The following is a 25,870-nucleotide window of genomic DNA, read 5'->3' as shown; positions in this document are numbered from 1 at the left end:
GTGCCTCCTTTGCATTCTTTTCAAAGTTCCGGCCTTTTCGCCAGTTTAATGCTCCGCGGCACTGCGCAGCCGTGCACACAGTGTCGTCACCAGCAGCGCCGTATTGGCGTTGCGCTCAGTATCGCCGAGCATTTCCCACGCGGTCTGCACAAATCGATACAGCTGTGCGCGTGTAAACTGCTGTGCCAATTTTTCCGCCGTTTCGGTTTCTCCTGAAACAGCGGTCCCGCCGCTGCGCAGCACCAGCGCATCCCGAAACAGGAGCATCAGTTTTTCCAGCACCGTATGCAGACGCACACGGTCCTTTGTCAGCGGCGCCGTCAGGTACAGCAGCTCGCTTTCCTTTGGACGGCAGACCGCCAGCGCTATTTGTGCCACAAGGCCGTCATCCTGCGGCTGTTCTGTAGCAGAAAGGGTGTAAATCTGTGACCGACTGCGTACCGTATCCAACAGTGACGTAGCTCGGTCACAGGTCAGCAGGAACTGCACATTCGTCGGTGGCTCTTCCAATACTTTCAGCAGGGCATTCTGTGCCTGTGGTGACAGGTTCTGCGCATTCTCCAGAATGAACACTCGTCCGCCCGCTTCGTTGGGACGGATATAGGCGTTGCGCCGCAGCTCAGAAATCTCTTCTTTATGGAAGGACCGTCCAGCTTCACCGCCACCCAGCCGCATAATATCCGGATGACTGCCTGCCAGCGCTTTCCGGCAGCCGGCGCAGTGTCCGCAGGGGCGTTCTTCCGGCGCCAGACAAACTGCCACCTGTGCCAGCCATTTTGCCAGCGCCAACGTCTGCTGTGCATCACCCTCAAAAACCAGCGCGTGGGGCACTCGCCCAGTTTCATAAACTGAAAGCAGAGCTGTCCTTACCGATGGCGGGCACAGCTCCTGCGGCAGACGCAGCTTCACAGCTTTTCAAAGCGGTCAACATCCAATACAAAGACCGTTGCGCCGCCGACAGTCACCTCAATCGGGTAGGTGCCGTACATGGTGCCGTCCGGCGCGCTTGTGCTGGGCATTATCTGGGTACGGCGGCTGCACTGTCTGCGCAGAATCTCAATGACACGGTCCACTTTATCGTTCTGCGTACCCACAATAAAGGTCGTATTGCCGGACTTCAAAAAGCCGCCGGTCGTCGCTAATTTTGTTGCCTGAAAGCCCGCCTTTGTCAGGCTGTTGTTTACCAGAGCGGCGTCGTCATTGCTGACGATTGCAAGTACCAGTTTCATTCTGAGGTTCCCCCTGTCTTTCCGTATGAAAAATATGGTGAAAAACCGGACACTATAGTATGCAAGCCATATCCGGCAGAAAATTCTGTATACGCAAAGATAATGATAATATTTTAAATAATTATAACACACGCAGGGACAGAAAGCCATACCTGCCCAGAAACTGCACCGCCTGCGGCGTGATTTCCTCGCCGGGCATAACAACGGGAATCCCCGGCGGGCAGGGGCAGGCCGCTTCGGCCGCAATACAGCCGGCTGCCCGCTGCAGAGGAACCTCATGGGACGCAGAAAAGACCGCTTTCCGCAGCGGCATACGCACCGGCGGCAGCGCCGGCAATTCCGGCCCGCAGGACAGGGGTTCCCCAACCGGCAGCGCCGCTATCGCCCGTGCGGCGCGTGCAAAATCTTCTCGGATATTCCACGGGGTAGCAATGAGTACCACATAGGCACCGTCCGCCATTTCTGGCTCTACGCCGTTCTGTCGAAAAATCTCCGCCGCCCGTGTCCCTGTCAGGCCAATTTCCGCCGTTTTTAAAGAAAGGCGTGTGGGATCGTCGCTGACGTTTAGAATGCCACGGGACGCCGCCTGCTGTGACAGCTGCTGTACCCGCCGCTGCACCGGTACAAAAGCGTCCGGATGCTCCTGCAAAAAGGCACGGGCAAGGTCTAAACTCGCCATAATCGGATAGGAAGGGCTAGTGGAGGCAAACAGCTGCATGGCTCCCTTTGCGTTCGGTACATATCGTTCCTCACCTATTTGCAGCCATGCACCGCCTGTCAAAACATTCAGCGTTTTGTGTGCGCTGTCCGCCGTCATGCTGGCCCCCTGGTGCAGCGGGTGCAGGTCCGGCTGTGTAAAGGCCAGCTGGGTGCCGTGTGCGTTGTCCACCAGCAGCGGAATGTTCCGCCGGCGGCAGGCAGCGGCCAGTGCCGAAATATCTAACAGACGACCATAATAGTCCGGATTGGTAACATAGCAGGCATCTATCCTATCTGTATTTTTATTTAATATATTAAGTATATTCTTTGGCATAACCCAAAGTGGTGTCAAACCAAGCAAAGCCATGGCATTTACGGCGGTTCGGTGGGCATTGCGTGCGCATAGCACCGTCCCGCCCTGCGGGCAGCTAAGCCGCAGCATTGTCTGGATACACAGGGAACAGCCGCCCGCGGAAAACAGCGTGCGCCGGGCCCCAAACAGTGCCGCTGCCGCCTGCTCCGCCTGCAGGATTGGCCCACTTGCCTCAAAAAGGCTGTCCGTATCCGGCAGTTCCGTATAGTCCAGCTGCAAAAGGTCCGGCGGCAGCGCACCAGCAGCACATTTATGGCCGGGCGTATGGAATGGCGCCCGGTGCAATGCATGGTGGTGGCGCAGGGCCGTATAAAGTGGTGTTTCACTCATGTATGAAAGTCCTTTCTGAAAAAGCAAAAACTGCCGCAGGAATCACCCACAGCAGCCCTTTCCTTAGCTTTTATTCCTCATCGGAGCTGGTATCATCCGTGCTGGTTTTTACCGTCGCCTCACTGGAGTCTTCATTCTTACTGCTGGTATCCGTACCGGTGGTTCCCGCCAAAGCTACCTTGGAAACATCCGGCATATCGCTTTCATATAGGAATGTCAGCGCATCCTTGACCACCCTTTGGTTATCCTTAATCTGCACAACGTCTGCGCTCTGATTGCCGATACTGATAACCGGTGTGTCATAGTTTCCTTCCGCCGGAACCTGATTCTGCTTCATTGGATAGTTCATTACAGTAGGGACCTGCGGCAGCAGGCTGTAAACTTCATTGCGGCTGAAGTTCGTAATGACTTTAAAAAGCACCTTTGTCGCAGTATCTGACAAAGTTTTTAGATTACTGCTCTTAAACTTATTGACAAGGGAAGTGACAACCATGCGCTGCCGCTCCGCACGGCCAACATCGCCGTAGTGTCCGTATACGTTCGGAGCTGTGATGTTTTTTCCGTTCTCGTCATATCCTTCTTGCCGGATACGGCCAAAGTAGTGGGCCTGCGCGCCGTCCAAATGCTGGACGCCGTCCACACCTTTCAGTTTTTCCGCGGTGGAGCCGGAATAGCAGTTAATCAATCCTGCCTCTTTGGCGGTAATGTTGACGTCTACGCCGCCCAATGTGTTGACAACATCGTCGAACACAGAATCCTTGATAACGACATACCGGTCGATATACATACCAAAGTTCAGCTCCAGCGTTTTAATGCAGAGCTGTGCACCGTCGTTGACGCTGGTAATATCCCCAGCCTTTGCTTTGCCGCTGTCCACCGCACTGCAGGCACCGAAATGATAGGCAGCGTTCAGTTTGTTGGAACCATTCCCAGGAATGGCAAGGTAAGTATCCCGCAAGAATGAAGTAATTTTCAGCTTTTTGTGGCGGTTGTCTAAGCTAAGAAGCATCATGCTGTCGGAACGGCCAATCGGGTCATCCTTCTGATAATCGTCCACACCTATTACTAAGATGTTGGTCACGGCCTCATCTTTCAGCAAGCCGTTTACCTGGTTTGCGCCCTTACTGTTGTACTTTGTGCCGGAGTCAACTGTGCTGGCAGTAATCGGCTCGTTGAGGACGCTGTTCTGGTCGCCTACAAACTGCCCTTTCCCCAGAACATTATCCACATAAATACAGCCAACACCGCCCACCAGCAGTGCCAAACTGAGTACCAGAATCAAAATATTGCGGACAAGATATCGTTTTTTCAGGGGTGGCTTTTTCTGCTTTTTCACAACATCAACCCTTCACTGTTGGTTCATTCAAAGGACAAGATACATGATATTCTGTTTCAGTATACTAAAAAACGAGGGCAACAATGTTCTAATAAAGAACTATTTTTGTGTCCCTGCCGAAAAAGGTCATATCTGTTCGTCCAGCGTCAAACTGTAGCTTGGCAAAAATTCCCGCACAAACAGGTTTACTTCCGGCAGCTTCATTTCCGCCAGCGCCGCACGTGTACTTTCCTCTGCACGGCTGAACTCGCTGTTGCCCATACTGCGCTCGTTGACACACTTAATAAGGGCACTCAGTTTATCGGCCGCCTTCACCAACTGCAGCAGTTCCCCGTCGGCTGGGTCGTCCTGCCGCAGCAGAGGCGCATAGTCTTCCCGCAGGTCAGCCGGCAGCAAGCCCAGCAGGTTCCGCTGTGCTTCCCGCTCTACTTTTTCATAGGCGGCATGGATGGCACCGCTGGCGTATTTAACGGGTGTCGGCAGGTCTCCTGTCAAAATCTCCGGTGCATCGTGGTACAGGGCCAGCACCGCTGCGCGCTGTGCGTCCACATGACCGCCGAACCGCCGGTTGCGAAGCGTTGCAAGGGCGTGCGCCAGCACCGCCGTTTCCCAGGAATGCTCACACAAGTTTTCGCTGCGTACATTACGCATCAGGCCCCAGCGCATAATATACCGCATACGCGACAGCTTTGCAAAAAAATGATACATCTGTTTTCCCCTCATGTTGCCCGGCAGGTGCAGAAAGGTTTCTTGACTGCTTCTTGACTGCCTTGTAGTATGTGCAACTTTTTATTGATTATTTTACAGCAAATGGGACTAAAAAAGCAAGTGTTCTTGCTTTTTCTATCTATATAGACGCTAATTTCAATAAATTTTTATACAAAACAGCAATAAAAATCGGGCCTTATGCAGAAAATCTGCATAAGGCCCTGTCTTTTTACAGGAATTTGCGAAAAAAGTTTTATTCTGAAGTTTTTGGCAGCTCCGCAGTTTTATTTTTGTGCCAGCGGTTTCTGTCATCTGTTATATAGACGTACCCACCCAGCAGGGCAAAGCTAGCTACCGTAACCACACCGCCGGCTTTCAGCCCGGGCGTCTGATAGGTAAACCGGATAGTAGAAGTACCCGCCGGCACCTGCACCGCCATAAAGCCAACGTTTACTTTTTGGATAGATGCCGCGGCGCCGTTCACCGAGGCTCTCCAGCCGCCCTCCCACGGCACGCTGAAAAACACCAGCCGCGGCTTATCCGCAGTCACTTTGGCGGTAAAGCCCAGCTTATCCGTTGTAAAGCTGCTGCAGGTCGTGGCCGCGCGGGACCGACAGTCCACAAAGTAGGCCTGCTCCGTGTAGGAAGCCGCACTGATATTGCTGTAATGCGTCAAGGTAGCCTTTGCAGTTGACACATCTTTGTCCTCGACAACCAGCGCTTTCAGCAGCGCCAAGCTGCGGTCTCCCTCCGGCAAGGCGTTATACTCTTTACGGGTAATATAAGAGTCATAGCTGTACCCCATGGGAATAAAATACTGGTTTTCATAAATTTTGCTGCCGTTCTGCGTTGCGTAATACTCCCAGCCGGGCATACGCGCCTGTGAGGTGGCAGAGTCGATAAAGTTCTCCCCGTGGTTGATGGGGTCAAACAGCCACCGGCAGCTCAGAAAGCTGCGCAGCGCATACACATCTGTGCTGGGTCGGCTGCCCACATCGCGCGTAACTCCAACGGTGGGATAAAAATCCATAATGGAGCCGGGAACAATGCTGTGGAACGCCTGAATCGTCGGGCGCTGCCAGTACATGGGGAGATTGTCCATGCCGTCGTACACGTCCAGCCGACAGAACTGCTTGCCGTCGCTTGGCAGGTGAATGTCATCACCCTTGTTCAGCGCATAGGGGATAATCTCATTGTGTGTGTCATCGCTCTGCGTTTTTCCGGTTGTAATGTAGAACAGACTGTAAATAACCGCGATAAATGCTACACCGACCGTAGCCATACGCAGAAATATTTTTTTATGGCGGCGGTAATATCGGAAAATAATAATGAGCAAAAGAAGACTAACCAGCGCAATGGCCACATAAGCCCAGAAGCGGGTGGGGTACTTTTCCAGTCCGTAGGAAATCGTTTGTATTTTCCGGCCGTCGTTGGTATCGGTTCTGGTGATGTTCGGCATTAGACCGATAGAAAGACCGATCGCCAGCGTAATGCCCAATGTCCACCGAATCGCCCGGCCCCAGTCCACATCTGTCCGCTGCAGGCAGGCAAGCGTTGCCAGGACCATCATCAGTACAAGCATATAATACCAACGCGCATAATAAGAAGCGTTGAACAGCTGGAACGCGCTGTTTAAAACTGGCACAAACGCCATAAAGAACAGTACGGTCAACAGTGTTTTATACCATGCTTTTTTGCGGGACTGCAGCGCTGCAATGACGCCGCTCATGCTGAACAGCGGCAGCCATGCTCCCAGTGAAGCCCACTGGCTGTCGCTGTCCGGCGTGAAGTTAGCACGAGCCGGCAGGTCGGGTGGGAAGAAGAAGCAGCTGAAAATATGCAGATAACGCTGGTTGCGGTCATACAGCAGTGCATTCCAGCCGTTGCTGGGGTCATTGACACGGTTGTTTTGTGAAATGGCAAACAGCGTCGGCAGCAGTAGTATGCAGGAACACGCCACTCCCAGAACGGCCTCCACCCACAGTAGGGCAAAGTCCTTGCCGCTGATGCTGCGGTACTGTTCATCATGTGCAAACCAGCGCACCAGCCAATAGATGATGACAAAAACAACCTGTCCCACAAAGAAGTAGTAATTGACAAAGCAGCACAGGAAGGTGCACAGCGCAAACACGCCCCGCCGTCGGTGATACATATATTCGTCCATTGCCCACAGGAACAGCGGGAAGAAAATAATGGCTTCGTGAAAATGATTGAAAAAGACGTTATAAACGGAAAAGCCTGAAAAAGCATACAGCATGCCGCCCAAAACCGCCAAATCGCCGCTTTTGCAGTAACGGCGCAGATAGATGCTGCCGGCCGCGCAGGCGCAGCCGAACTTTAGGATATACAGCGGTCCCATCAAGTAGGGCACCGCTGCGCTGGGGAACAGCATGGTCAGCCAGAAAAACGGGCTGCCCAATAGGTAAAAAGTATAGGAGCCGACAAAATTGGCCCCTAGGTCCGTTGTCCAGCTCCAGCGCCAGTTTCCGCTGCGGATTGCATCGTGGCACATCTGATAAAAGGGCACCTGCTGTACATTAAAATCTCCATAGAAAAGGAAATAGCCCTTATCATAAATCATAAACGGAATAAAGATAACCGCAGCAGTTGCCAACCCCAATAAAAAGGCCCGCAGTATATAGTTGTGCTGCTCCGGTTTCTGCAAACGTTCCAAGTCACCGCCTCCTGCCGGAAATATGAGTATTTTGTTTTCTCATTATAACACAATTCAGGCCGCAGAAAGAAAGGGTTTCCGTTTTTTAGTCCACGGATTTCAGACTCTCCACCATATTGATTTTCTGGAAGCGGGGATACATCAGCAAATCGACCGCGGCCGTGAAGGCTGCCGTCAGCAGCACGCTCCACAAGTAAGACAGCGGGTCAATGGTGCGCGGGAACATACACATATCTATCTCGACCGTGGCAATCACAGCGTGGTGCATCAGCACGCCCAGAAACAGCCCGCCAATACAGCCAAGCGCCGTAAGCACCGTTGTTTCGCGGTAAATATACGCGGCGCTTTCCCGCTCATAAAAGCCCAGCACACGCAGAGTTGCCATTTCCCGTGTGCGTTCCGTAATATTGATATTGGTTAGGTTGTACAGCACAACAAAGGAAAGCATTCCCGCACACAAAATCAGTACTAGAACAATCACATCCAGTGCACGAATCATGTTGTCAAAGGTCGCTGTGATATCGTCCAAAAAGGCCACTGTCTGCACGCCGCTCTGCTGTGTCAGCTTTCGGCTGAGTGTTTCATGTGCACTCTGCGGCTGCACAGTGCTGGCCCACACACCATTCGTTTTCGGCGTTTCACCGGTCACTTTTTGGTAAACAGCCGGTGCAATATAGACATAGTGATAAATATAGTTTTCCGTAATGCCGGTTACCGTAAACGTCCGTTTTTTTCCGCTGCCGTCCGGAACCACCACATGGCCGCCGACACGCAGGCCCAGCCGGTCCGCCAGTTTTTCCGTCACCACCACACTGTTGCTGCCGAAAGCGACCGGGGCGTGTGTCCGGCGGTCCCGCAAATGAACGAATTTTTGAAGGCCCGCCGCATTCTGCGGCACCATCAGATTGCCAGTCATAGACGTTCCGGACGGGTTGGAAATATCCACGGAACGGTTGGTGTACAGCATCCATTTCTGAAACTGCGAGGAGTCCTGCATAATCCTTTTTGCGCCGGTGGAAAGGCCGCCGTCCTGCAGGCTGATGACCGTATTGTACTGGTTGACACTGTAGTATTGGTCATATACCACATGGCGCACACTGTCGCGGATACCGAATCCCGTAAGAATCAGCCCGGTGCAGCCGGCAATTCCAACAACCGTCATAATCAGCCGCTTTTTATAGCGGAACAGGTTGCGCGCTGTGACTTTTGCTGTGAAATTCATGTGTTTCCACAGTGGTGTCAAACGTTCCAGCAAAATTCGGCGGCCGGGTTTCGGGGCCTTTGGCTGCAAAAGCGCCGCCGTTTTTTCGCACAGGACTGCCCGGCACGCACCCCATGTGGACAGCAGGGTAACACCCACCGCCAGCAGGCAGCCTATCAGCGCATAAAATGGGACAACGTGCGCGGTCATGGGCGGCGCGCTGTACATAATGCGGTAAGCGTTCCAACAAACCGGCGGCAGTGTCAAACATCCAATGACAACGCCGGTGACACTGCCCAGCACACTGACCAGCAGTGCATACAATAGGTACCTGCGCGCAATGGACCGCTCCGAAAAGCCCATTGCTTTATAGGCACCGATTTCGATACGTTCTTCTTCCACCATGCGTGTCATGGTCGTCAGCACGACCAGCGCCGCGACCAGGAAGAAAAAGGCAGGGAATAGGCGGGAAATAGACTGCATGCGGTCGGCGTCAAGCGTAAAGCTATGGAAACCGACATTTTTGTCCCGGTCCAGCACATACCACACCGGCATTTTCACCTGCCGCAGCTGCTGTTCACCGTTTGTCAGCTGTTTTTCGGCTGCGGCAAGCTTTTCCTGTGTTTGTGTGCGGCTCTTTTCAAAGGCGGCGCGGTTTTTGCGTACCTCCACCGAGGCAGCATTCAGTTTTTTCTGTCCGGCCTCTGTTTCCGCTTTGGCTGCGGCGAGCTTTTGGGTATTTCGCTGGATTTGCGTTTTTGCCGCAGAAAGCTTTTGTGCAGCCTCCGCCAGCTGCTGTTCCGTGCGCTGCTTTTGGCTTTGGTAGGCGGTCCCACCGCTTGCAAGCTTCGCTTTTTGAGCGGAAATCTGCGTTTCCCCCTCTGCAAGCTTTTTGTGGGCAGCCTGCAGCTTTGGCTGTGCGGCGGCAGCCTGCTTCTCATACTGTTCCTGTGCCCGCTGCCATTTTTCACGATTTTCGTTGAGTTCTTTTTCAGATGCGGCAAGCTGCTGGGTTCCTTTGTCATAGGCTTCTATTTGTTCGCGCAGTGCCGCCGCTTCGGTACTGGCACCCTGTCCGGCCGTCTCCAGCTGGGCAAGCGCCGCCCGCGCCTGTTCCACCGCGGTGGAAGCGCCCTTCAGTTTCTGCCGCGACTGCTCCAGCTGTGTCTGCGCCGCAGTAAGCTTTTGCTTTTGGGCCGCCAGCTCCGTTTTTGCATCTGACAGCTTTGCTTCCTGTGAGGTCAGCTCCGCACGGCTGGCCATTAGTTTCTGCTGTGCCTGTGCCAATGCTTCACGGCCGCTCCGCAGCTGTTCTTCGGCGGCGGTAAAACGGCTTTCTGCCTGCTTTTTTTGCGCTGTATATTCTGTAAGCCCCTGCTGATACTGCGTTTTTGCCTGTGTAAGCTGTTTTTCACCAGCGGCTGTCTGCCGACGGGCCTCTGCTAGCTTTTTTTCGTTTGCCGCTATCTGTGTTTCGGCAGTGGTCAGCTTTTTCTGCGCGGATGCCAGCTGTTTCTGTGCATCCATTTTCTGCGTTTCATAGGTTTTTCGGCTTGCGTCCAGCTTTTTCTGCGCACTGGCGGTCACTTCACTTCGGCGCAGCGGCGCACGCGTTTTGCCCAAAGATGTCAGCGTACTGCACACGGCAGACACCTTTGTTTGATAATCTTCCGTAAAGGCGCTGACTTCTTTTGCATTTTTTGCCGTGACATACATACAGGAATACGCCGATGAAGAAAAAGTCTGTGGCAGCACATACAGATAATGACCGAGCTGTCCGTTGCCGATATTGGTCGTACCCAGCGAAAAGCTGACATATAAAGGTGACTGTATCAGCCCAACAACCTTTAGCTTCGTGTACTTCAGATTTTTCTGCCCATTTTGTTCCTGCAGGGTGATGGAATCCCCGAGGGAAATAGGCATAAGACGCTGACTGTCCAGCACGCATTCCTGCCCATTTTTCGGCCAGCGGCCGGAAATCAGCACGGGGCGGTTCATGACGTTCGCTCCATTCTGCGGCAGTGCATGGACACGTACACTAACGTCCGATTCGCCGATGCGGCTCATGACGTCCTCCACATAAGAGGGCGTTGCCGCCTGCACACCCTGACTTTTCTGCACCGCCTGCACATCCTGCTCGGAAAAGCCAAGCGTGGAAAGCAGCTCCACATCCATGGTATTCTGCTGGTCAAGGTATCCGTCTACCGTACTGCGCATCTGCGGCGCCGCAGAGGAAATGCCCGCAAAAAAACCGGCGCCCAGCGCTACAATCGCAAAAATAGCAAAGAAACGCCGGCCGGAGTGGAAAAAGGAACGCAGGATGGATTTTCCGTATGCCTTCATACTACCACTCTATCCTTTCTGCCGGAAGCGGAGCGGGGTTCCGGGTAACCTTCTGCACTTTTCCCGAATGAATATGAATCACACGGTCCGCCATAGCGGCAAACGCCTGGTTGTGCGTAATGACCACAACCGTGCGGCCGTTGTCACGGCAGGTGTGCTGCAGCAGCTGCAAAACCTGCCGACCCGTCACATAGTCCAGTGCACCGGTCGGTTCGTCGCACAGCAAAAGTTTTGGATTCTTTGCGAGTGCGCGCGCAATGGCCACACGCTGCTGCTCGCCGCCGGAAAGCTGCGCCGGAAAGTTGTCCATTCGTTCGCCAAGGCCCACCCGTTCCAGCACTTTGCGCGGGTTCAGCGGACTGCGGCATATTTGGGAGGCAAGCTCAACATTCTCCAGCGCCGTCAGATTCTGTATCAGGTTGTAAAACTGAAAGACAAAGCCCACGTCATGCCGGCGGTACTCCGTCAGCTGGCGCTCCGTGCAGGCACTGACGTCCCTGCCGTCCACCAGAATCTTACCGGAGGTACAGCTGTCCATGCCGCCCAGCAGGTTGAGTATGGTCGTTTTTCCAGCGCCGCTTGGGCCAACCATAACGACAAATTCGCCCTTTTCTATTTCAAAGCTTACACCATCTGCCGCAGCAGTGACCGTGTCGCCCATGCGGTACTCCTTGCGTACATCTGTAAAGGAAACGTATGCCATGTATTTCCTCCGTTTCGTCTTCAGCCTTTTTTCAGAATTAGTCTGGTTTCACCGGGGTTCAGCGTAATGAGTTTGGAAGCAATGCGCGGGTGCTTCAGCTGCCTGCGCACCATGTCCCGCAGGACCGTGCCCCCGTGGCAGCCGTGAATCACCCGTACCTCCTGCACATCAGCCGGTGTATGGGAAAGCCAGTGTGTTAAAAGGTGCATGGCGCTTTCCCGCGTTTCACCGTGAATGTCCAGTTCTACTACAGAGCCATGCCGGTATTCCGTCATATTCTTTTACTTCTTTCCCTATAGGAACCTTTTGGGAACAGACATGCCCCCAAAAAGGATTTATCCTCTTATTTCTTGTGCGTTTACTACCCTTATTATACTCGGTTCCCCGCCGAAAAGGAATACGATTCAAGCCGCCGCACCTGCAAAAAAGCAGAAACTGTGTTATAATGCTTTTATCCTATTTTTTCGACAAATTCGTTCCTGTACAGAAGGTGAAACCGTGAAAACTGCAGACCTGCGCCGTACCCTGCTTTCTTGCAATGACAGGCTTCTTGAAATTGGCGGGGAGCACTTGTACTACACCCGCGAAACCAACGCTCCGGGCTGTCACCGGCTTTCCCTGCTGGTTTACAGCCAAGCGGCAAAAAGCAGCCGCACGTTGGCTTCCTACCTCATTATGAAACCAGAATACCGAATGCACTCCTTTGCCTTTCCCGACTCTGTCCTTGTCGTCATGGAAAACGGGGACAGTGAAGCATGGATACTGAAGCTAAATAAGCACACCGGTGCAGAAGAGCAGCTTTCCCGCGTGCGCTTTGCCGGAAACTTTGCCGGATGCTGCGCACTGGATGCAGACCACGTCGTTCTGTACTCCCATGCCAGCCGGCGGGACGCCTCTTTGTTTTTGGAATACCGCCGCCACACCGGTTTTGGGCAGGCGGCAAGCCTTTATGACCTGCAAAAGGACTGCTGCTGGTCCATTCGGGACCCGCGTATTTGTGCCGGTGCCCAGCTGATTCCGTTTGATGGAGGCGGTGAGCGCCGGCTGCTGGCCGTAAAAGCATGGGGAACCGAGAAGGAAAAGCAAAAAGCTTTTCTGGAACGTGAGTGGGTTTCCGCCCCTGTCGAGGACCGTGTTTGGCTGTGCACACTGCAGCAGTTTCTCTCCTCCATTGAAGCGGAGTGCCCCGAAGTTCCCATGACCTGCACCCTGCGGGCGGGAATTGATGGTATGGTTCGCTGTGCCGGACAGGACCGGGATTCCTTATATTTCCGCGCCCAATATTTTCCGACACAGGATCAGCAGCTTCTCGCGATAAGCAAACACACCGGCGCGAAGCGCCGGGCCGCCTCCCTCAATCTTTCTCCCTCGGAAAAGGACGCTTCCTTTCTTGCGGAAAACGGACACTTTTTCAAGCTGAGCGACCTGCCGGACGGACGCACCCATGTACAGGGAATTCTAAACAGTACCCTTGACACGGTCTACAGCCGAAGCCTTGGACAGCTGGCCGCCTGTCTGGATGACCGCTGGCTACTGCTGCGTGATATCCTTTGTGACGGAAAGGACAGCCTTCTGTTTTATCACCTGCTGGATACACAAACCGGGCACACCACGGAGCTGGAAGGCCGCTGTGCGGTCCGCAACAATACATTGGTTTTGTTTTAATCTTTGACTGCATACAAAAATGCCGTCCACGGAATTTTCCGGGACGGCATTTTTTACGCTTTTTTACGAAAGCAGTTATTTTTTAGAGGAAGCTGCACTGCTGGCTGCCTTGGAAGAAGCACTGGACGCTTTGGAAGAAGCAGTACTGCTGACTGCTGCCGAGGAAACCGGCGCGGCAGCAGAAGCTGCGGAAGCGGTGCTGGAGGGCGCCGTATAGTAAAGGTCCGCCGTAAACTTCTTTGTTACAGCGTCGTTCCATGTGGCGCCTTTATAGGACTTTGCTTCGTTTTCAATATCCTGGAGAAATGTTTCGCCCTTCAGCGCGTACAGCAGCTGCAGGCGGTTGTCGCCGTTCTTCAGGAAGGAATCTGTCTTTTCCTTAATGTCGTTTTTCGTTATCAGGACATAGTAGGAAGAGGAAGCTTCCAGCAGACGTGTTTCACCGGCCTTCATTCCCTTCACGGCAGAAATCATATCCGTTGGCAGGGAAGAAGCCACTGTGGAGGAATCCATGTCCCCGGTCATGGCCTGATAAGTGTCGGAGGTTCCGTGGGCGTTGGCAAAGGACGTGCTGGCGGCCTTTAGTGTCGTTTTTCCACCGCGAATCTGGGAAAGGTAGCCGTCCAACTCTTTTTTCAGGGCCGCTTTTTCGGACGCCGTCATCGCTGTTGTTCCGCTGGAAGTGGCGGCGGCGCTGCCGGCTGCGGCAGAGGCAGCGGAGGAAACGGCACCGCTGGATGCGGAAGAAGCCGGCTTTTCCAGCGGCACAAACATATACTCAATGTCTGAGTAGTGCTTTTCAAAATAATCTTTCTGGGTGCTGGTGGGGATTGCCTTGCTTCCGCCGGCGTCATAGGTGCCCATAAAGACCTTGCGCAGCTGATAGATATATTCCGCATACGCCGTCTGGAAAGATGATTCGGACACATGCTTGTCCGCCAGCGTGCTGGAGAACTGCTGTGCCCATGCGTTCTGCGCAGCTTGCTCTACGGCGGAATTTTCAGATGAAGTAAGGCTCAGCTTCATTTGCTTCATCTTGTCGTTCAGGACGAACAGTTCGTTCGTCAGCTGCTTTGCGCGGTCGTTAACCCACGTCATGGCGTCCTTGTTGTCGATTTTTGCTTTTTTCATGTCAGCTGTGGTGGTTTTACTCTGTGCCTCGCTGTAGGCGTTGTAAAGTTCATAGATATAAACACCAGAAGGCAGAGTCAAGTTCGCGGTCTTGGCACACCAGGACTCATCTTTGCCAATGGTGCAGCCGGCGGCGGCACCGACAACCAGCGCACAGGCCAAAACACCAGCCGTAAATCTCTTTAATTTCATTGCTGCTACACTCTCCGATTGTCAGATTTTATGGACTGTATTTCCTGATATACAAAAGCGGATATAACAGATAAATTATACTACACAGAGGTACATTTGTCCATTTGTTTTGCGCTTGCTTTGCTGGATGAACCACTCGGTGCGGCAGGGCTGCTTTCCAAAATGTCTTTCAGCAGTGCCAAAATATCTTCGCCTGGCTGTGGGTGAACCGCAATATAGGGTTTTTGGCCCGCATTAACCAGCACACGGCCGGGATAACGTGCCGACAGCTGGGAAATCCACTGCATATTCAGCTTTTTCTGGTACAGCTGCAGCTGCCCTTGTCCTTCTTTTACTTCGGTTACACCGCACAAACCGGCCATGTTGCGCAATAGGGCAATCTGAATAAGGCCCTGTACACTTTTGGGCGGGTCACCGTAGCGGTCAATCAGTTCATCGGTCACATCCAGCGCGTCCGCATCGCTGCGGATATCCGCAATGCGGCGGTACATTTCCAGCCTGCCGCTGTTGTCACTGATATACGACTCCGAAATATGTGCCTGCAGCGGCAAGTCCATGACGCACTCCTCGCCCTGCGGCGGCGCCTCTCCTTTTTCGGCAGCCACGGCATCGCCCAGCAGCTTTAGGTACATTTCGTAGCCAACCGCCTCCATGTGACCGTGCTGTTCTCCTCCCAGTATATTGCCCGCGCCGCGAATTTCCAAGTCCCGCAGGGCAATCTTAAAACCAGAGCCGAACTCCGTAAACTCACGTATTGCCGATAGGCGTTTCTGGGCAATTTCGGACAGTGCCTTATTCGGCTGGAATGTAAAGTACGCGTAGGCCCGGCGGGAACTGCGCCCCACACGGCCGCGTATCTGGTGCAACTGTGACAGGCCCATTCGGTCCGCGTTGTCAATAATTAAGGTATTGGCATTCGGCACATCTACGCCGGTTTCAATGATAGTGGTACAGACCAGTACATCAATTTCGTGGTCTATCAGCTGCCGCCATACTTCCGAAAGTTCCTGTTCGCTCATTTTGCCGTGACCAATGCCAATGTGTGCCTCCGGCACACGGGCCTTCAGCCGTGCTGCCACACGCGTGATGGAAGCAACATCATTGTGCAGCCAGTAAACCTGCCCACCGCGGCGCAGTTCCCGCCGGACGGCGTCTGCCAAAACGCCCTCATCGTGCTCCATGACATACGTCTGCACTGGATGACGGTCATGGGGGGCTTCCTCCAGAACGCTCATGTCCCGAATGCCGGACATGGCCATGTCGAGGGTACGCGGAATCGGCGTTGCCGACAAGGTAAGCACATCGACATTGTTGCACAGGTGCTTGAGTTTTTCTTTTTGTGCCACACCAAAGCGCTGTTCCTCATCGATAATTACCAAACCCAAGTCGCGGAACTCCACATCTTTGCTGATGAGCCTGTGTGTGCCAATAATCAAATCAATGCTGCCATGGTGCAGCTTATCGATAATCTTCTGCTGCTGTTTAGGGGTACGGAAGCGGGACAGCAGCTCAATATTGACAGGGAAGCCCTCCATACGGCGCAGGGCAGTTTGATAATGCTGCCATGCCAAAATGGTCGTCGGCACCAGCAACGCACACTGTTTGCCGTCACAAATACATTTGAATGCCGCGCGCAGAGCAACCTCTGTTTTGCCAAAGCCCACGTCCCCGCAAAGCAGCCTGTCCATGGGTGCCTGCTTCTCCATGTCTGCCTTAATTTCCTCAACGCAGCGCAGCTGGTCATCGGTTTCATCAAACTCAAACCGGCTTTCAAAGTCACGCTGCATATCGCAGTCGGGGGAGAAAGCAAAGCCTTTTGCCTGCATACGCGCTGCATACAGCTGAATCAATTCTTTTGCCATATCGCGCACCGCACGGCGGACACGCGTTTTGGTTTTTTCCCATTCGGTGCCGCCCAGCCGGTGCAGATGCATGGAAGCGTCCTCCCGCGGCCCAATGTAGCGGCTGACAAGGTCCAGCTGTGTCACCGGAACATACAGGATATCTCCCTTGGCATACTGAATTTTCAGATAATCTTTCACAATACCGTGGGTATCTATTTTTTGTATACCCTGATAAATACCAATGCCGTGGCTTTCATGCACAACATAATCCCCCGGCTGCAGCTCAGACAGAGAACTAAGCGGGCGGCTGTTTTTGCTGTGCTTTTTGCGGCGGCGGCCGTCGGACTGCAGCAGCCGGCCATGCGTAAGAATTCCCAAAAAGGCACCGGGCCATTCCGCGCCAGCTGAAAGGGAGCCGGGCAGCACTGCGACCGCACCGCGCGCAATTTCCTGTGTATCCTCTGTATAGTAGGCGTTAATGCCCGCGGCAAGCAGGTCGGTCACGATGGTATGCGTGCTGCGCTCATTGCCGGCCAATACCGCACAAGACCATTTTTTGCGCAGCATTTCGGACAGGTCCTCGGTCAGCACCTGCACGGAACCTCCCCAAACGGAAAGCTGACGGGCTGTAAAGTTGAGCAGTGTCTGAACAGGAATCTCATAACTGCCGCGGGCAAAGGTATCCAGAAAAATGGTATCCCGCTTTTCAAAATAGGACAGTGCGTCGGTCCATGTTTGATTGTAATCGTCTAAATGTCTGCACAGCACGCCCTCCTCCAGATACCCTTTCAGGTCCTCGTTCCAGTGCAGCTGCGCTGTGCGCATTTTTTCTTTAACATTGACGGTTTCACTGACAAATAAAAGGTCGTTTTCTGCGCAATAGTCAAGCAGGCAGGCTGGCTGGTCATACAGAATCGGCAGGAATTTGTCCATGCATGAAAGGGCCACACCCTGTTCCAGAGAATCAGCCTGTTCCTGTAAAATTGGCCGCGCGAGCGGTGCATTTTTCCCCCGCAGAGAAGATGCAATCCTGCGCAGCCGCGCTGCCAGCGAGGCTGTATTATCCGCCAGGGCTTCCGCTGCCGGAGATATGCAGACACTGTCGACTGGAACCGTTCGCCGCTGTGTTTGTGTATCAAAAGAAGAAAGCGTGTCGATTTCGTCTCCCCAAAATTCCGCACGCACGGGGGTACTGTTTCCCGGTGAAAAAAGATCCAAAATGCCGCCGCGGCGGGCAAACTGGCCAGGGCCTTCCACCTGTGCCGCACGCTCATAGCCACAGTTCAGCAGCAGTTTTTCCACTTTCTCCGGAGCAACGGTATCTCCGGGCGCAAGGGTTCGTGTGCGCTTGCGCAGTTCCTCCGGTGGAATGGTATCCTGCAGGGCGCCGTCGATACAGCAGATAACGGCATCACAGCCGCCGGCCGTCAGGCGGGACAGCACCTGCAGTCGTTTGTGTTCATATTCATGGGAAGCGGTTTCATCGCCGCGCAGCGTAAAGTCCCTCACCGGATAATACAGGGCACGCATTCCCTGCGCAGAAAGGTCACCTGCCATCCGATTTGCCTCCGGTTCGTCGCCGGCAATAAGGAACACCCGGCGGCCGGTATGCACCCACAGAGAATAAATCAGGTTTGCCTTATGGATGCCGGACAATCCGGTAACCGCCGCCGGAAACCTATGCTGGCGCACAGCCTCCAGCAAAGTCTGATATTCTCCCATATGGGAAAGGGCATTTGCAATAAATTTCATAGTGCTCTCCTGTTCTGTCAAGCATAAAACAATAGGTCCATTTTTCCTGTCGAAAAGGCAGAAAGTCAGATACTCATATTTTTTTGCAGTTCTTGGGGCCTTATGGTATAATAGAGATTAAAATTTATAAGTTTCCAAGTTTAAATGCTTACTGCTTTAAAGCAGTGTTCTGAGGGGGATTTTTATGGAAGAGAAACAAAAAAGCCGTGCATCCTTTACCAGCCGTATCGGTTTTGTGATGGCGGCGGCCGGTTCTGCGGCAGGTCTGGGGAACATCTGGCGCTTTCCGTATCTTGCGGCAAAGTACGGAGGCGGCGCCTTTCTGCTTGTGTACATCATTTTGGCTGTCACCTTTGGTTTCAGTCTGATGATCGTAGAGTTCGCTATTGGCCGTAAAACGCATATATCCGCTATTGAAGCGTATGGCAAGCTGGACCACCGCTTCAAGTGGCTGGGATACCTTGCCTCCATTGTGCCGATTATTATTCTGCCGTATTACTGCGTTATCGGTGGCTGGGTTTTCAAGTATTTTGGTGTCTTTATTTCCGGCCAAGCCGGTGCTTCCTCAAAAGACGGCTTCTTTTCAAATTACATTGGTCAGACAGCGGAGCCCATTGTCTGGTTTATGGTCTTTATGATTGCAACGGCCATCATCGTTATGCTTGGTGTGGAAAAAGGCGTAGAAAAAGTCAGCCGCACCCTGATGCCTCTGCTGCTCATCCTGAGTATTGTCACGGCCGTGTATTCCCTGACGCTGCCAAACGCCATGGCCGGCGTCAAATATTATCTGATTCCGGACTTCTCCCATTTTTCCGTCAATACCGTGCTTGCGGCACTCGGCCAGCTGTTCTATTCCCTGAGCCTTGCCATGGGTATTACCGTTACATACGGTTCTTACTGCAGTAAGAAAGACGATTTGGAAGTATCTGCCACACAGGTAGATATCTTTGATACCGGTGTTGCTCTGCTGGCCGGCCTGACGATTATTCCAGCCGTATTTTCTTTCTCCGGCGGCAGCCAGGCACAGCTGCAGCAGGGCCCTGGGCTGATGTTCGTCATGCTGCCAAAGGTATTCAGCAGCATGGGCTTCGGTGGAGTCATTGCCGGTGCGGCATTCTTCCTGTTGGTACTGTTTGCGGCCTTAACCTCTTCGATTGCACTGATGGAAACGGTTGTGTCCATTTTTCAGGACAAACTGCACATTGGCCGCATGGCAGCCTCCATACTGACACTGGCAATTTCCGTGGTGCTTGGCCTTTTGTCTTCGCTGGGCTTCGGCGCGCTGTCCGGTGTAACCCTGTTCGGCTTTGATTTCCTAGACTTCTTTGACTTTATCAGCAACAGCATTCTTATGCCGCTGGTCGCTCTGTTCACCTGTATCCTGGTCGGCTGGGTTGTTGGCATGAAGACGATTGACGACGAAGTAACCATCAGCTCGAAGTTCCGCCGTGAAAAGCTGTGCAATGTCATGATTAAATGGATTGCGCCAATCTTTATTATTCTGATTCTGGTTTCCAGTGTGCTGAACTCCCTGGGAATTATTAAGCTCTGACCGTTCTGTCTAGCTAAACGGAAAACGCCGTACACTGCATTCTACAGTTGTGCGGCGTTCTTTATACGCTTTTTACAGCTTTCTTTAACCTTTTCCGTTATAAAGATTCATGGCCTCCACCATTTTGCCATTGACCAGCAGCTCCGCTGCCTCAGCCGCGTGCTGAAAGCTCTGTTGCATTTGTTGGCTGTCCTCGTTCGAAAAACGGCTGAGAACCCAGTCCGCCAAATCCCACTGCGGCGTCGGCTTGGCACCGATGCCGATTTTCACGCGGGGAAATTGGTCACTGCCGGCAAGATAAATGATATTTTTCATGCCGTTGTGCCCGCCGTCGCTGCCCTTTCGGCGAAGACGCAGCCGGCCGCAGGGGAGAGAAATGTCGTCAAAGAAAATAATGGTGCGTTCTGGCGGCAGCTTATAAAAGCGCATGGCCGCGGTCACGCTCTGGCCGGACAGATTCATATAGGTAGAGGGCTTCAGCAGCAAAACTTTTTTGCCGCCCACCACAGCTTGGACGCACTGTCCCTGAAACTGCAGCTTATCTATGGAAACGCCGGCTTTCTTTGCAATGGTATCCAGTGCCATAAAGCCGGTATTGTGCCGGGTACCCTCATACTGGCTGCCGGGGTTGCCCAAACCGGCCAGTATCCACTCGACCGGTCCCGCAGAAAAGGAATTTTTAGAAAATAACATAATATACGATGCCTCAACACAAAAGGGGCTGCCGCGGACGGCACCGGTTTTTCGGTGCTTTGCGGCAACCCTGTTCTTTTTTATTTTGTAATTTTAATGCATTTTTAAGCGAAAATTAAATAAACATCGGAGAAACCGGTTTATCCTCATAGATGCGCTCGATTGCTTCGGCAAAAGTCGGTGCAGTCGGCAGCACTGTGATTTTATCAATGCGCTTTTCCGGCGGCAGGGGAATGGTATCCAGCAGAACAACTTCCTTCAGGACAGAATCCTGCAGGCGCTGAATGGCCGGGCCAGAGAGAACGCCATGGGTTGCGCAGGCAGTGACGGAAACCGCGCCGTGCTCCATGATGGCCTGTGCCGCATTGCACAGTGTACCGGCAGTATCAATCATATCATCGACGATAATGACCTTTTTGCCTTCAACGGAACCGATAATGTTCATGACTTCGCATTCATTGGCACGCTGACGGCGCTTGTCAACAATGGCCATAGGGGTGCCGATGCGCTCCGCAAAATCACGCGCACGTGTGACAGAACCCAAGTCAGGGGAAACGACAAGGTAATCATCCACATGGTCACCCAGACGTTCTTTCATAAAGGAAGCAAGCAGCGGTGCTCCGCGCAGGTGATCAACCGGAATGTTGAAAAACCCCTGAATCTGCGCCGCGTGCAGGTCCATGGTCAGCACACGGTCGGCGCCGGCAGTTTCAATAATATCGGCACACAGTTTTGCACTAATCGGGTCACGGGCCTTTGCCTTGCGGTCCTGGCGGGCGTAGCCGAAGTGCGGAATGACAGCCGTAATGCGGGCAGCCGAAGCGCGCTTCATGGCGTCAATCATAATCAGCAATTCCATAAGGTTGTCATTAACCGGAGAGCAGGTGGACTGCACAATAAAGCAGTCGGAACCGCGCACCGATTCCTTCAGAGAAACGGAGATTTCGCCGTTGCTGAAAGTGGTGACTTCACTTTTGCCCATGGGCAGGCCGAGGCATTCACTAATCTGCCGCGCCACGTCCGGGTTTGCGTTTCCAGCAAAAATTTTGATATCCTTGCCGTGAAAATTCATTTCTTTTCCCCCTGTTTTGAAACAATCATTTGTCTTTTTGCCTTTTGGCATCTTTTTTCCGCAGGAAACAAGTCACCGCAAAGCGTGCCTTTCCACCGAAAAAGTGCCCCCTGCTATTCTTTCCATCTATTTTGTGTACAGGCCAAAAAGGCCCGCACGCACAAGCAGGGTGCTCCACCGCTGAAGCACCCTGTTGTTGACAACTATCGCAGTACAGAATAGGGTTCTAAAATCTCCCCTTCTGCAACTTTTTTATTGTAAACCTGCACGGAGTTAAGCAAAACGTGGTCTTCCACATACGCGTTTTGCAGGATTGTATTAGGTCCAATGGTGCAGTCCTGCCCCACCGAGGTAGTCCCCTGCAGGATACTTCCCGGTAAAATGCAGGAATATGCGCCAATTTTGACATCTGGTCCAATAATAACGCCGTCTGTGCAAGGGATGGCAATGCCTTCCGCCATGTGCCGGTGCAGAACGCGCTCCCGTGCGATTTGGTTCAGCTGATACAGCTGTATGCAGTCGTTCGCACCCAAAACTGCAGCTGAGTCTTTCGCCGGAAACACGCTGACCTGCCTGCTGCGGTGAAGCAGCGCAATGGCGTCCGTTAGATAATATTCACCCTGGGCGTTGTCGCTGGTAATATCGTCCAAAACGCTCAGCAGGTCATCCACAGCAAACCAATAGGAGCCGGAATTGATTTCATTAATTTTTTGTTCTTCCGAACTGGCGTCCTTCTGCTCCACAATCGCAGAAAGGAGCTGTGTTGCTGGGTCACGAACAATTCGGCCGTAACCTGTGGGGTTTTCAACTTTCGCCGAAACGACGGTTGCAGCATTGTGACTTGCATCGTGCATCTGTCGCGCATCCGATATGGTTTCCGCTGACATAAACGGTGCGTCGCCGTTTAAGACCAGCACCTGACCGCCGTGGTGTTTTTCCAAAAAAGCGCGGGCCGTCATAACCGCATGGCCGGTGCCTCGGCGCTCCCTTTGCAGGACACACCGTACAGGATGTGCAGCAAACGAACCAGCATTAATCTTTGCAAGATATGCTTCCAGCTGTTCGTGGCGGTGTCCCGTCACACAGCAGATGTCCTGAATGCCGGCTGCCTGCACGGCATCCAGCACCCAGCGCAGCATTGGCTTAAATAGTACCTCGCACAGCACTTTTGGGCGGTCTGCCTTCATGCGCTTACCTTCCCCTGCAGCCAGAACCACTGCACAGTATCGTTCTCCCATTATGCCCATAAAACCTCCCGGGCAGACGGGCCTCAGCCCGCCAGTTTTTTGCTGTCAGTAAAGAAAGTCATAATTAGACATTACCAGTATACGTATTTCTGCGGCAAAATGCAAGACCTTTATCCGCAATCTCCGCTGCTTCCGCGGAAAACAGGGCCTTGTGCCGGACCAAAGGCAGGGCCAGTCAAAAAATCCGCAAAAAATTAACAGCAGAAACACAAATTCATCTGGAATTTCCTCCTGACATTTGCTATAATATTTGTTGGGCTTTCGTTTGAAAGTCTAAATATGGATTTTATATCCTTAATTTTGCTTCTCATCCTGAAGTTTTATTAGGAATCAGAAAAAATTTATAGGAGGATCAGTCTATGAGCTGCAAGTACCTTTACTACTTCACCGAGGGTAACAAAGCCTTTAAAGGCGATATGATCACGATGAAGAACATCCTGGGCGGCAAGGGCGCTGGCCTTGCGGAAATGACCGCAGCCGGTATGCCGGTTCCGCAGGGCTTCACTATTACGACCGGAGCCTGCACGCAGTATTACACCGACGGCCGCCAGATTAACGACGAAATCCAGAAGGATATCTTCGAGCACATGAAAGGCCTCGAGAAAATCACGGGGAAGACCTTTGGTGACAACAGAAACCCGCTGCTGGTTTCTGTCCGTTCCGGCGCACGTCAGTCTATGCCCGGCATGATGGATACCATTCTGAACCTCGGCCTGAACGATGAAGCCGTGGAAGGCCTGGCAAAGAAGACCAACAATCCGCGCTTTGCATACGACAGCTACCGCCGCTTCGTTCAGATGTTTGCCGATGTTGTCATGGGCGTTTCCAAAAGTCTCTTTGAAGATGAAATTGACAAGATGAAGGCCGAAAAGGGCTACAAGAGCGACATCGACCTGACAGCTGAAGACCTGAAAAAGCTGGTTGCCGTCTTCAAGAAAATTTATGAAGACAACGAGCACAAACCCTTCCCGCAGGACCCGAAGGTACAGCTTATTGAAGCAGTGAAGGCTGTCTTCCGCAGCTGGGACAACCCCCGTGCAAACGTTTACCGCAAAATGAACGAAATTCCGTACGAGTGGGGCACCGCTGTCAACGTACAGCAGATGGCATTCGGCAACTCCGGTAACAACTCCGGCACAGGCGTTGCATTTACCCGCAACCCGGCAACCGGCGAAAAGAAGCTGTTTGGTGAATACCTGATTAACGCACAGGGCGAAGACGTTGTCGCTGGCGTGCGCACACCATCCCCCATCAGCCATCTGAAGGACCAGATGCCTGCTGTGTATGACCAGTTCACGGATATTGCCACAAAGCTGGAAAATCACTTCAAGGATATGCAGGACATGGAGTTCACCATCGAAGACGGCCACCTTTATATGCTGCAGACTCGTAACGGCAAACGTACCGCTACCGCTGCTCTGAAGATTGCCTGCGACCTTGTCGATGAAGGCATGATTGACAAGGAAGAGGCTGTCCTGCGTGTTGAACCGCATCAGCTGGACGCTCTGCTGCATCCGCAGTTTGACCCGGATGCCCTGAAGAAAGCAGAAGTCATTGGCAGAGGCCTGGCTGCTTCCCCCGGAGCTGCCTGTGGCAAAGTTGTGTTCTCCGCTGAGGACGCAAAGGCATGGAAGAAGAACGGCGAAAAGGTTGTTCTGGTTCGCCTGGAAACTTCTCCGGAAGACATTGAAGGCATGCAGTCCGCAGAGGGCATTCTGACTGTCCGCGGCGGTATGACCAGCCATGCTGCTGTTGTGGCGCGCGGTATGGGCACCTGCTGTGTTTCTGGCTGCGGCGAAATTACCGTTGACTATGACAAAAAGCAGTTCACCCTTGGCGGCAAGGCTTACAAAGAGGGCGACTACATTTCCATTGACGGCTCCACCGGCAACATTTACGGTGAAGCTCTGCCGACCGTTCCGGCTTCCATTACCGGCAACTTCGGCCGCTTCATGGAGTGGGCCGACAAGGTCCGCACCCTGAAGGTTTACACCAACGCTGACCGCCCGAAGGATGCCCAGCAGGCAAGTGACTTTGGCGCAGAAGGCATTGGTCTGTGCCGTACCGAGCACATGTTCTTCGAGGGCAACCGCATTAAGGCTATGCGTGAAATGATTGTCGCCGAGAATGTAGAAGACCGTAAGAAGGCTCTGGCGAAGATTCTGCCGTATCAGCAGGGCGACTTCGAGGGCCTGTTTGAAATCATGGGCGAGCGCCCGGTCACCATTCGTTTCCTCGACCCGCCGCTGCATGAATTCCTGCCGACAAAAGAAAACGACATTAAGGACCTGGCGGACGATCTGCACATCACCGTTGAAAAGCTGAAAGACGTTATCGCCTCTCTGCATGAGTTCAACCCGATGATGGGTCACCGTGGCTGCCGTCTGACTGTCACTTATCCGGAAATCGCTGAAATGCAGACCACCGCTGTCATCAACGCTGCTATCAATGTAACAAAGAAAACCGGTAAGAAGATTGTCCCGCAGATTATGATTCCTCTGGTTGGCGAAGCCAAGGAACTCAAGTTTGTTAAGGATACCGTTGTGAAGACTGCCGATAAGATTATTAAGGATTCCGGTATGGACCTGAAGTACGAAGTCGGCACTATGATTGAAATTCCGCGTGCTGCACTGACTGCAGGCAAGATCGCCAAGGAAGCTGACTTCTTCTGCTATGGTACCAACGACCTGACACAGATGACCTTCGGCTTCAGCCGTGATGATGCCGGCAAGTTCCTGGATTCCTACTACGAGAACAAGATTTACGAATCTGACCCATTTGTGCATCTGGACACAGAGGGTGTTGGCCGTCTGGTCAAGATGAGCTCCGAGGAAGGTAAAGCTGCCAACCCGCAGCTGCACCTCGGCATCTGCGGTGAACACGGTGGTGATCCGTCTTCCATTGAGTTCTGCCACAACTCGGGCCTAGACTATGTATCCTGTTCTCCATTCCGTGTACCGATTGCACGTCTGGCTGCCGCACAGGCCGCTATCAAAGAAAATCGCGCAAAGGCCAAAGCCTGAGTTTTTCTATAACATGCAGCCATCCTTTGGCTGCTGTATCTGACCAATAAAAACCGGTGCTGCCCCAAAAGGACAGCACCGGTTTTTTGCGCCCTTTTCGTAC

Annotated in this window: 17 protein-coding genes; 3 read left to right on the top strand and 14 right to left on the bottom strand. The window is 53.0% G+C overall.

Annotated features, from left to right (window positions below; translation table 11 throughout):
* Positions 1-45: 45 nt before the first annotated feature.
* The 9 genes from ACIHKT_RS00200 to ACIHKT_RS00160 all read right to left on the bottom strand — a co-directional run bounded on the left by ACIHKT_RS00200 (position 46) and on the right by ACIHKT_RS00160 (position 11,871).
* Entirely contained in the window at positions 46-909 is an 864-nt protein-coding gene (locus tag ACIHKT_RS00200; RefSeq protein ID WP_086034851.1) for an ATP-binding protein, read from the bottom strand.
* Complete coding sequence (locus ACIHKT_RS00195) at positions 906-1,229, bottom strand: cyclic-di-AMP receptor (RefSeq protein WP_174403101.1); 324 nt, start codon at positions 1,227-1,229, stop codon at positions 906-908. The genes ACIHKT_RS00200 and ACIHKT_RS00195 overlap by 4 nt, the downstream gene beginning before the upstream one ends.
* Positions 1,230-1,350: 121 nt before the next feature.
* The gene (locus ACIHKT_RS00190) at positions 1,351-2,631 is read right to left on the bottom strand and encodes an amino acid decarboxylase (RefSeq protein ID WP_086034849.1); all 1,281 of its coding nucleotides are present in this window, start codon (positions 2,629-2,631) and stop codon (positions 1,351-1,353) included.
* A gap of 70 nt (positions 2,632-2,701) precedes the next feature.
* Positions 2,702-3,967, bottom strand: coding sequence for an LCP family protein (locus ACIHKT_RS00185; protein WP_086034848.1), 1,266 nt, complete (start codon positions 3,965-3,967; stop codon positions 2,702-2,704).
* Between the two features lie 126 nt (positions 3,968-4,093).
* Positions 4,094-4,675 carry a 5'-deoxynucleotidase gene (gene yfbR / locus ACIHKT_RS00180; protein WP_086034847.1) on the bottom strand — a complete coding sequence of 194 codons (582 nt, stop codon included), beginning with the start codon at positions 4,673-4,675 and terminating at the stop codon, positions 4,094-4,096.
* 253 nt (positions 4,676-4,928) lie between these two features.
* Complete coding sequence (locus ACIHKT_RS00175; protein ID WP_236849693.1) at positions 4,929-7,349, bottom strand: YfhO family protein; 2,421 nt, start codon at positions 7,347-7,349, stop codon at positions 4,929-4,931.
* Between the two features lie 85 nt (positions 7,350-7,434).
* Positions 7,435-10,893 (bottom strand): FtsX-like permease family protein, encoded by a 3,459-nt coding sequence (locus ACIHKT_RS00170; protein ID WP_086034846.1) that lies wholly within the window; start codon positions 10,891-10,893, stop codon positions 7,435-7,437.
* A 1-nt stretch (position 10,894) separates the two neighbouring features.
* Positions 10,895-11,596: an ABC transporter ATP-binding protein gene (locus ACIHKT_RS00165; RefSeq protein WP_086034845.1), complete on the bottom strand. Its 702-nt coding sequence runs from the start codon at positions 11,594-11,596 to the stop codon at positions 10,895-10,897.
* A gap of 20 nt (positions 11,597-11,616) precedes the next feature.
* On the bottom strand, positions 11,617-11,871 hold the full coding sequence (locus ACIHKT_RS00160; RefSeq protein WP_086034844.1) for a Smr/MutS family protein: 255 nt from the start codon (positions 11,869-11,871) through the stop codon (positions 11,617-11,619).
* A 223-nt stretch (positions 11,872-12,094) separates the two neighbouring features.
* Here ACIHKT_RS00160 and ACIHKT_RS00155 point away from each other — a divergent pair, with 223 nt between their 5' ends.
* On the top strand, positions 12,095-13,261 hold the full coding sequence (locus ACIHKT_RS00155; protein WP_157658868.1) for a hypothetical protein: 1,167 nt from the start codon (positions 12,095-12,097) through the stop codon (positions 13,259-13,261).
* Between the two features lie 75 nt (positions 13,262-13,336).
* Here ACIHKT_RS00155 and ACIHKT_RS00150 read toward each other — a convergent pair whose 3' ends face one another.
* Positions 13,337-14,584: a hypothetical protein gene (locus ACIHKT_RS00150; protein WP_174403103.1), complete on the bottom strand. Its 1,248-nt coding sequence runs from the start codon at positions 14,582-14,584 to the stop codon at positions 13,337-13,339.
* 80 nt (positions 14,585-14,664) lie between these two features.
* A complete protein-coding gene (gene mfd, locus ACIHKT_RS00145) occupies positions 14,665-18,180 on the bottom strand; it encodes a transcription-repair coupling factor (RefSeq protein WP_404352484.1) in 3,516 nt (1,171 codons plus the stop codon).
* A 184-nt stretch (positions 18,181-18,364) separates the two neighbouring features.
* Here mfd and ACIHKT_RS00140 point away from each other — a divergent pair, with 184 nt between their 5' ends.
* Complete coding sequence (locus ACIHKT_RS00140) at positions 18,365-19,732, top strand: sodium-dependent transporter (RefSeq protein WP_404352482.1); 1,368 nt, start codon at positions 18,365-18,367, stop codon at positions 19,730-19,732.
* Between the two features lie 84 nt (positions 19,733-19,816).
* Here the strand turns inward: ACIHKT_RS00140 and pth are convergent, their stop codons facing one another.
* The 3 genes from pth to ACIHKT_RS00125 all read right to left on the bottom strand — a co-directional run bounded on the left by pth (position 19,817) and on the right by ACIHKT_RS00125 (position 22,744).
* On the bottom strand, positions 19,817-20,425 hold the full coding sequence (gene pth / locus ACIHKT_RS00135; RefSeq protein ID WP_404352480.1) for an aminoacyl-tRNA hydrolase: 609 nt from the start codon (positions 20,423-20,425) through the stop codon (positions 19,817-19,819).
* A gap of 115 nt (positions 20,426-20,540) precedes the next feature.
* Positions 20,541-21,497, bottom strand: coding sequence for a ribose-phosphate diphosphokinase (locus ACIHKT_RS00130; protein WP_086034838.1), 957 nt, complete (start codon positions 21,495-21,497; stop codon positions 20,541-20,543).
* Between the two features lie 203 nt (positions 21,498-21,700).
* Positions 21,701-22,744 (bottom strand): sugar phosphate nucleotidyltransferase, encoded by a 1,044-nt coding sequence (locus tag ACIHKT_RS00125; protein ID WP_236849692.1) that lies wholly within the window; start codon positions 22,742-22,744, stop codon positions 21,701-21,703.
* A gap of 359 nt (positions 22,745-23,103) precedes the next feature.
* On the opposite strand from ACIHKT_RS00125, the gene ppdK reads away from it, so the two are divergent.
* On the top strand, positions 23,104-25,767 hold the full coding sequence (gene ppdK / locus ACIHKT_RS00120; protein WP_086034836.1) for a pyruvate, phosphate dikinase: 2,664 nt from the start codon (positions 23,104-23,106) through the stop codon (positions 25,765-25,767).
* The last annotated feature ends 103 nt before the right edge of the window (positions 25,768-25,870 follow it).

This window comes from Caproicibacterium sp. XB2 (genome assembly GCF_044880635.1).
In the GTDB taxonomy this organism is placed as follows: Bacteria; Bacillota; Clostridia; order Oscillospirales; family Acutalibacteraceae; genus Caproicibacterium; species Caproicibacterium lactatifermentans.
The sequence above is the reverse complement of the archived record's forward strand: the minus strand, read 5'-3'. Positions and strand labels throughout refer to the sequence as shown.

Bases quoted from the DNA above. Each gene is read 5' to 3' on its own strand.
- ACIHKT_RS00170 (WP_086034846.1), bottom strand. From the start codon at position 10,893: ATGAAGGCATACGGAAAATCCATCCTGCGTTCCTTTTTCCACTCCGGC.
- ACIHKT_RS00125 (WP_236849692.1), bottom strand. From the start codon at position 22,744: ATGGGCATAATGGGAGAACGATACTGTGCAGTGGTTCTGGCTGCAGGG.
- ACIHKT_RS00160 (WP_086034844.1), bottom strand. From the start codon at position 11,871: ATGACGGAATACCGGCATGGCTCTGTAGTAGAACTGGACATTCACGGT.
- ACIHKT_RS00130 (WP_086034838.1), bottom strand. From the start codon at position 21,497: ATGAATTTTCACGGCAAGGATATCAAAATTTTTGCTGGAAACGCAAAC.
- ACIHKT_RS00150 (WP_174403103.1), bottom strand. From the start codon at position 14,584: ATGAAATTAAAGAGATTTACGGCTGGTGTTTTGGCCTGTGCGCTGGTT.
- mfd (WP_404352484.1), bottom strand. From the start codon at position 18,180: ATGAAATTTATTGCAAATGCCCTTTCCCATATGGGAGAATATCAGACT.
- ACIHKT_RS00190 (WP_086034849.1), bottom strand. From the start codon at position 2,631: ATGAGTGAAACACCACTTTATACGGCCCTGCGCCACCACCATGCATTG.
- ppdK (WP_086034836.1), top strand. From the start codon at position 23,104: ATGAGCTGCAAGTACCTTTACTACTTCACCGAGGGTAACAAAGCCTTT.
- ACIHKT_RS00195 (WP_174403101.1), bottom strand. From the start codon at position 1,229: ATGAAACTGGTACTTGCAATCGTCAGCAATGACGACGCCGCTCTGGTA.
- ACIHKT_RS00140 (WP_404352482.1), top strand. From the start codon at position 18,365: ATGGAAGAGAAACAAAAAAGCCGTGCATCCTTTACCAGCCGTATCGGT.
- yfbR (WP_086034847.1), bottom strand. From the start codon at position 4,675: ATGTATCATTTTTTTGCAAAGCTGTCGCGTATGCGGTATATTATGCGC.
- ACIHKT_RS00165 (WP_086034845.1), bottom strand. From the start codon at position 11,596: ATGGCATACGTTTCCTTTACAGATGTACGCAAGGAGTACCGCATGGGC.
- pth (WP_404352480.1), bottom strand. From the start codon at position 20,425: ATGTTATTTTCTAAAAATTCCTTTTCTGCGGGACCGGTCGAGTGGATA.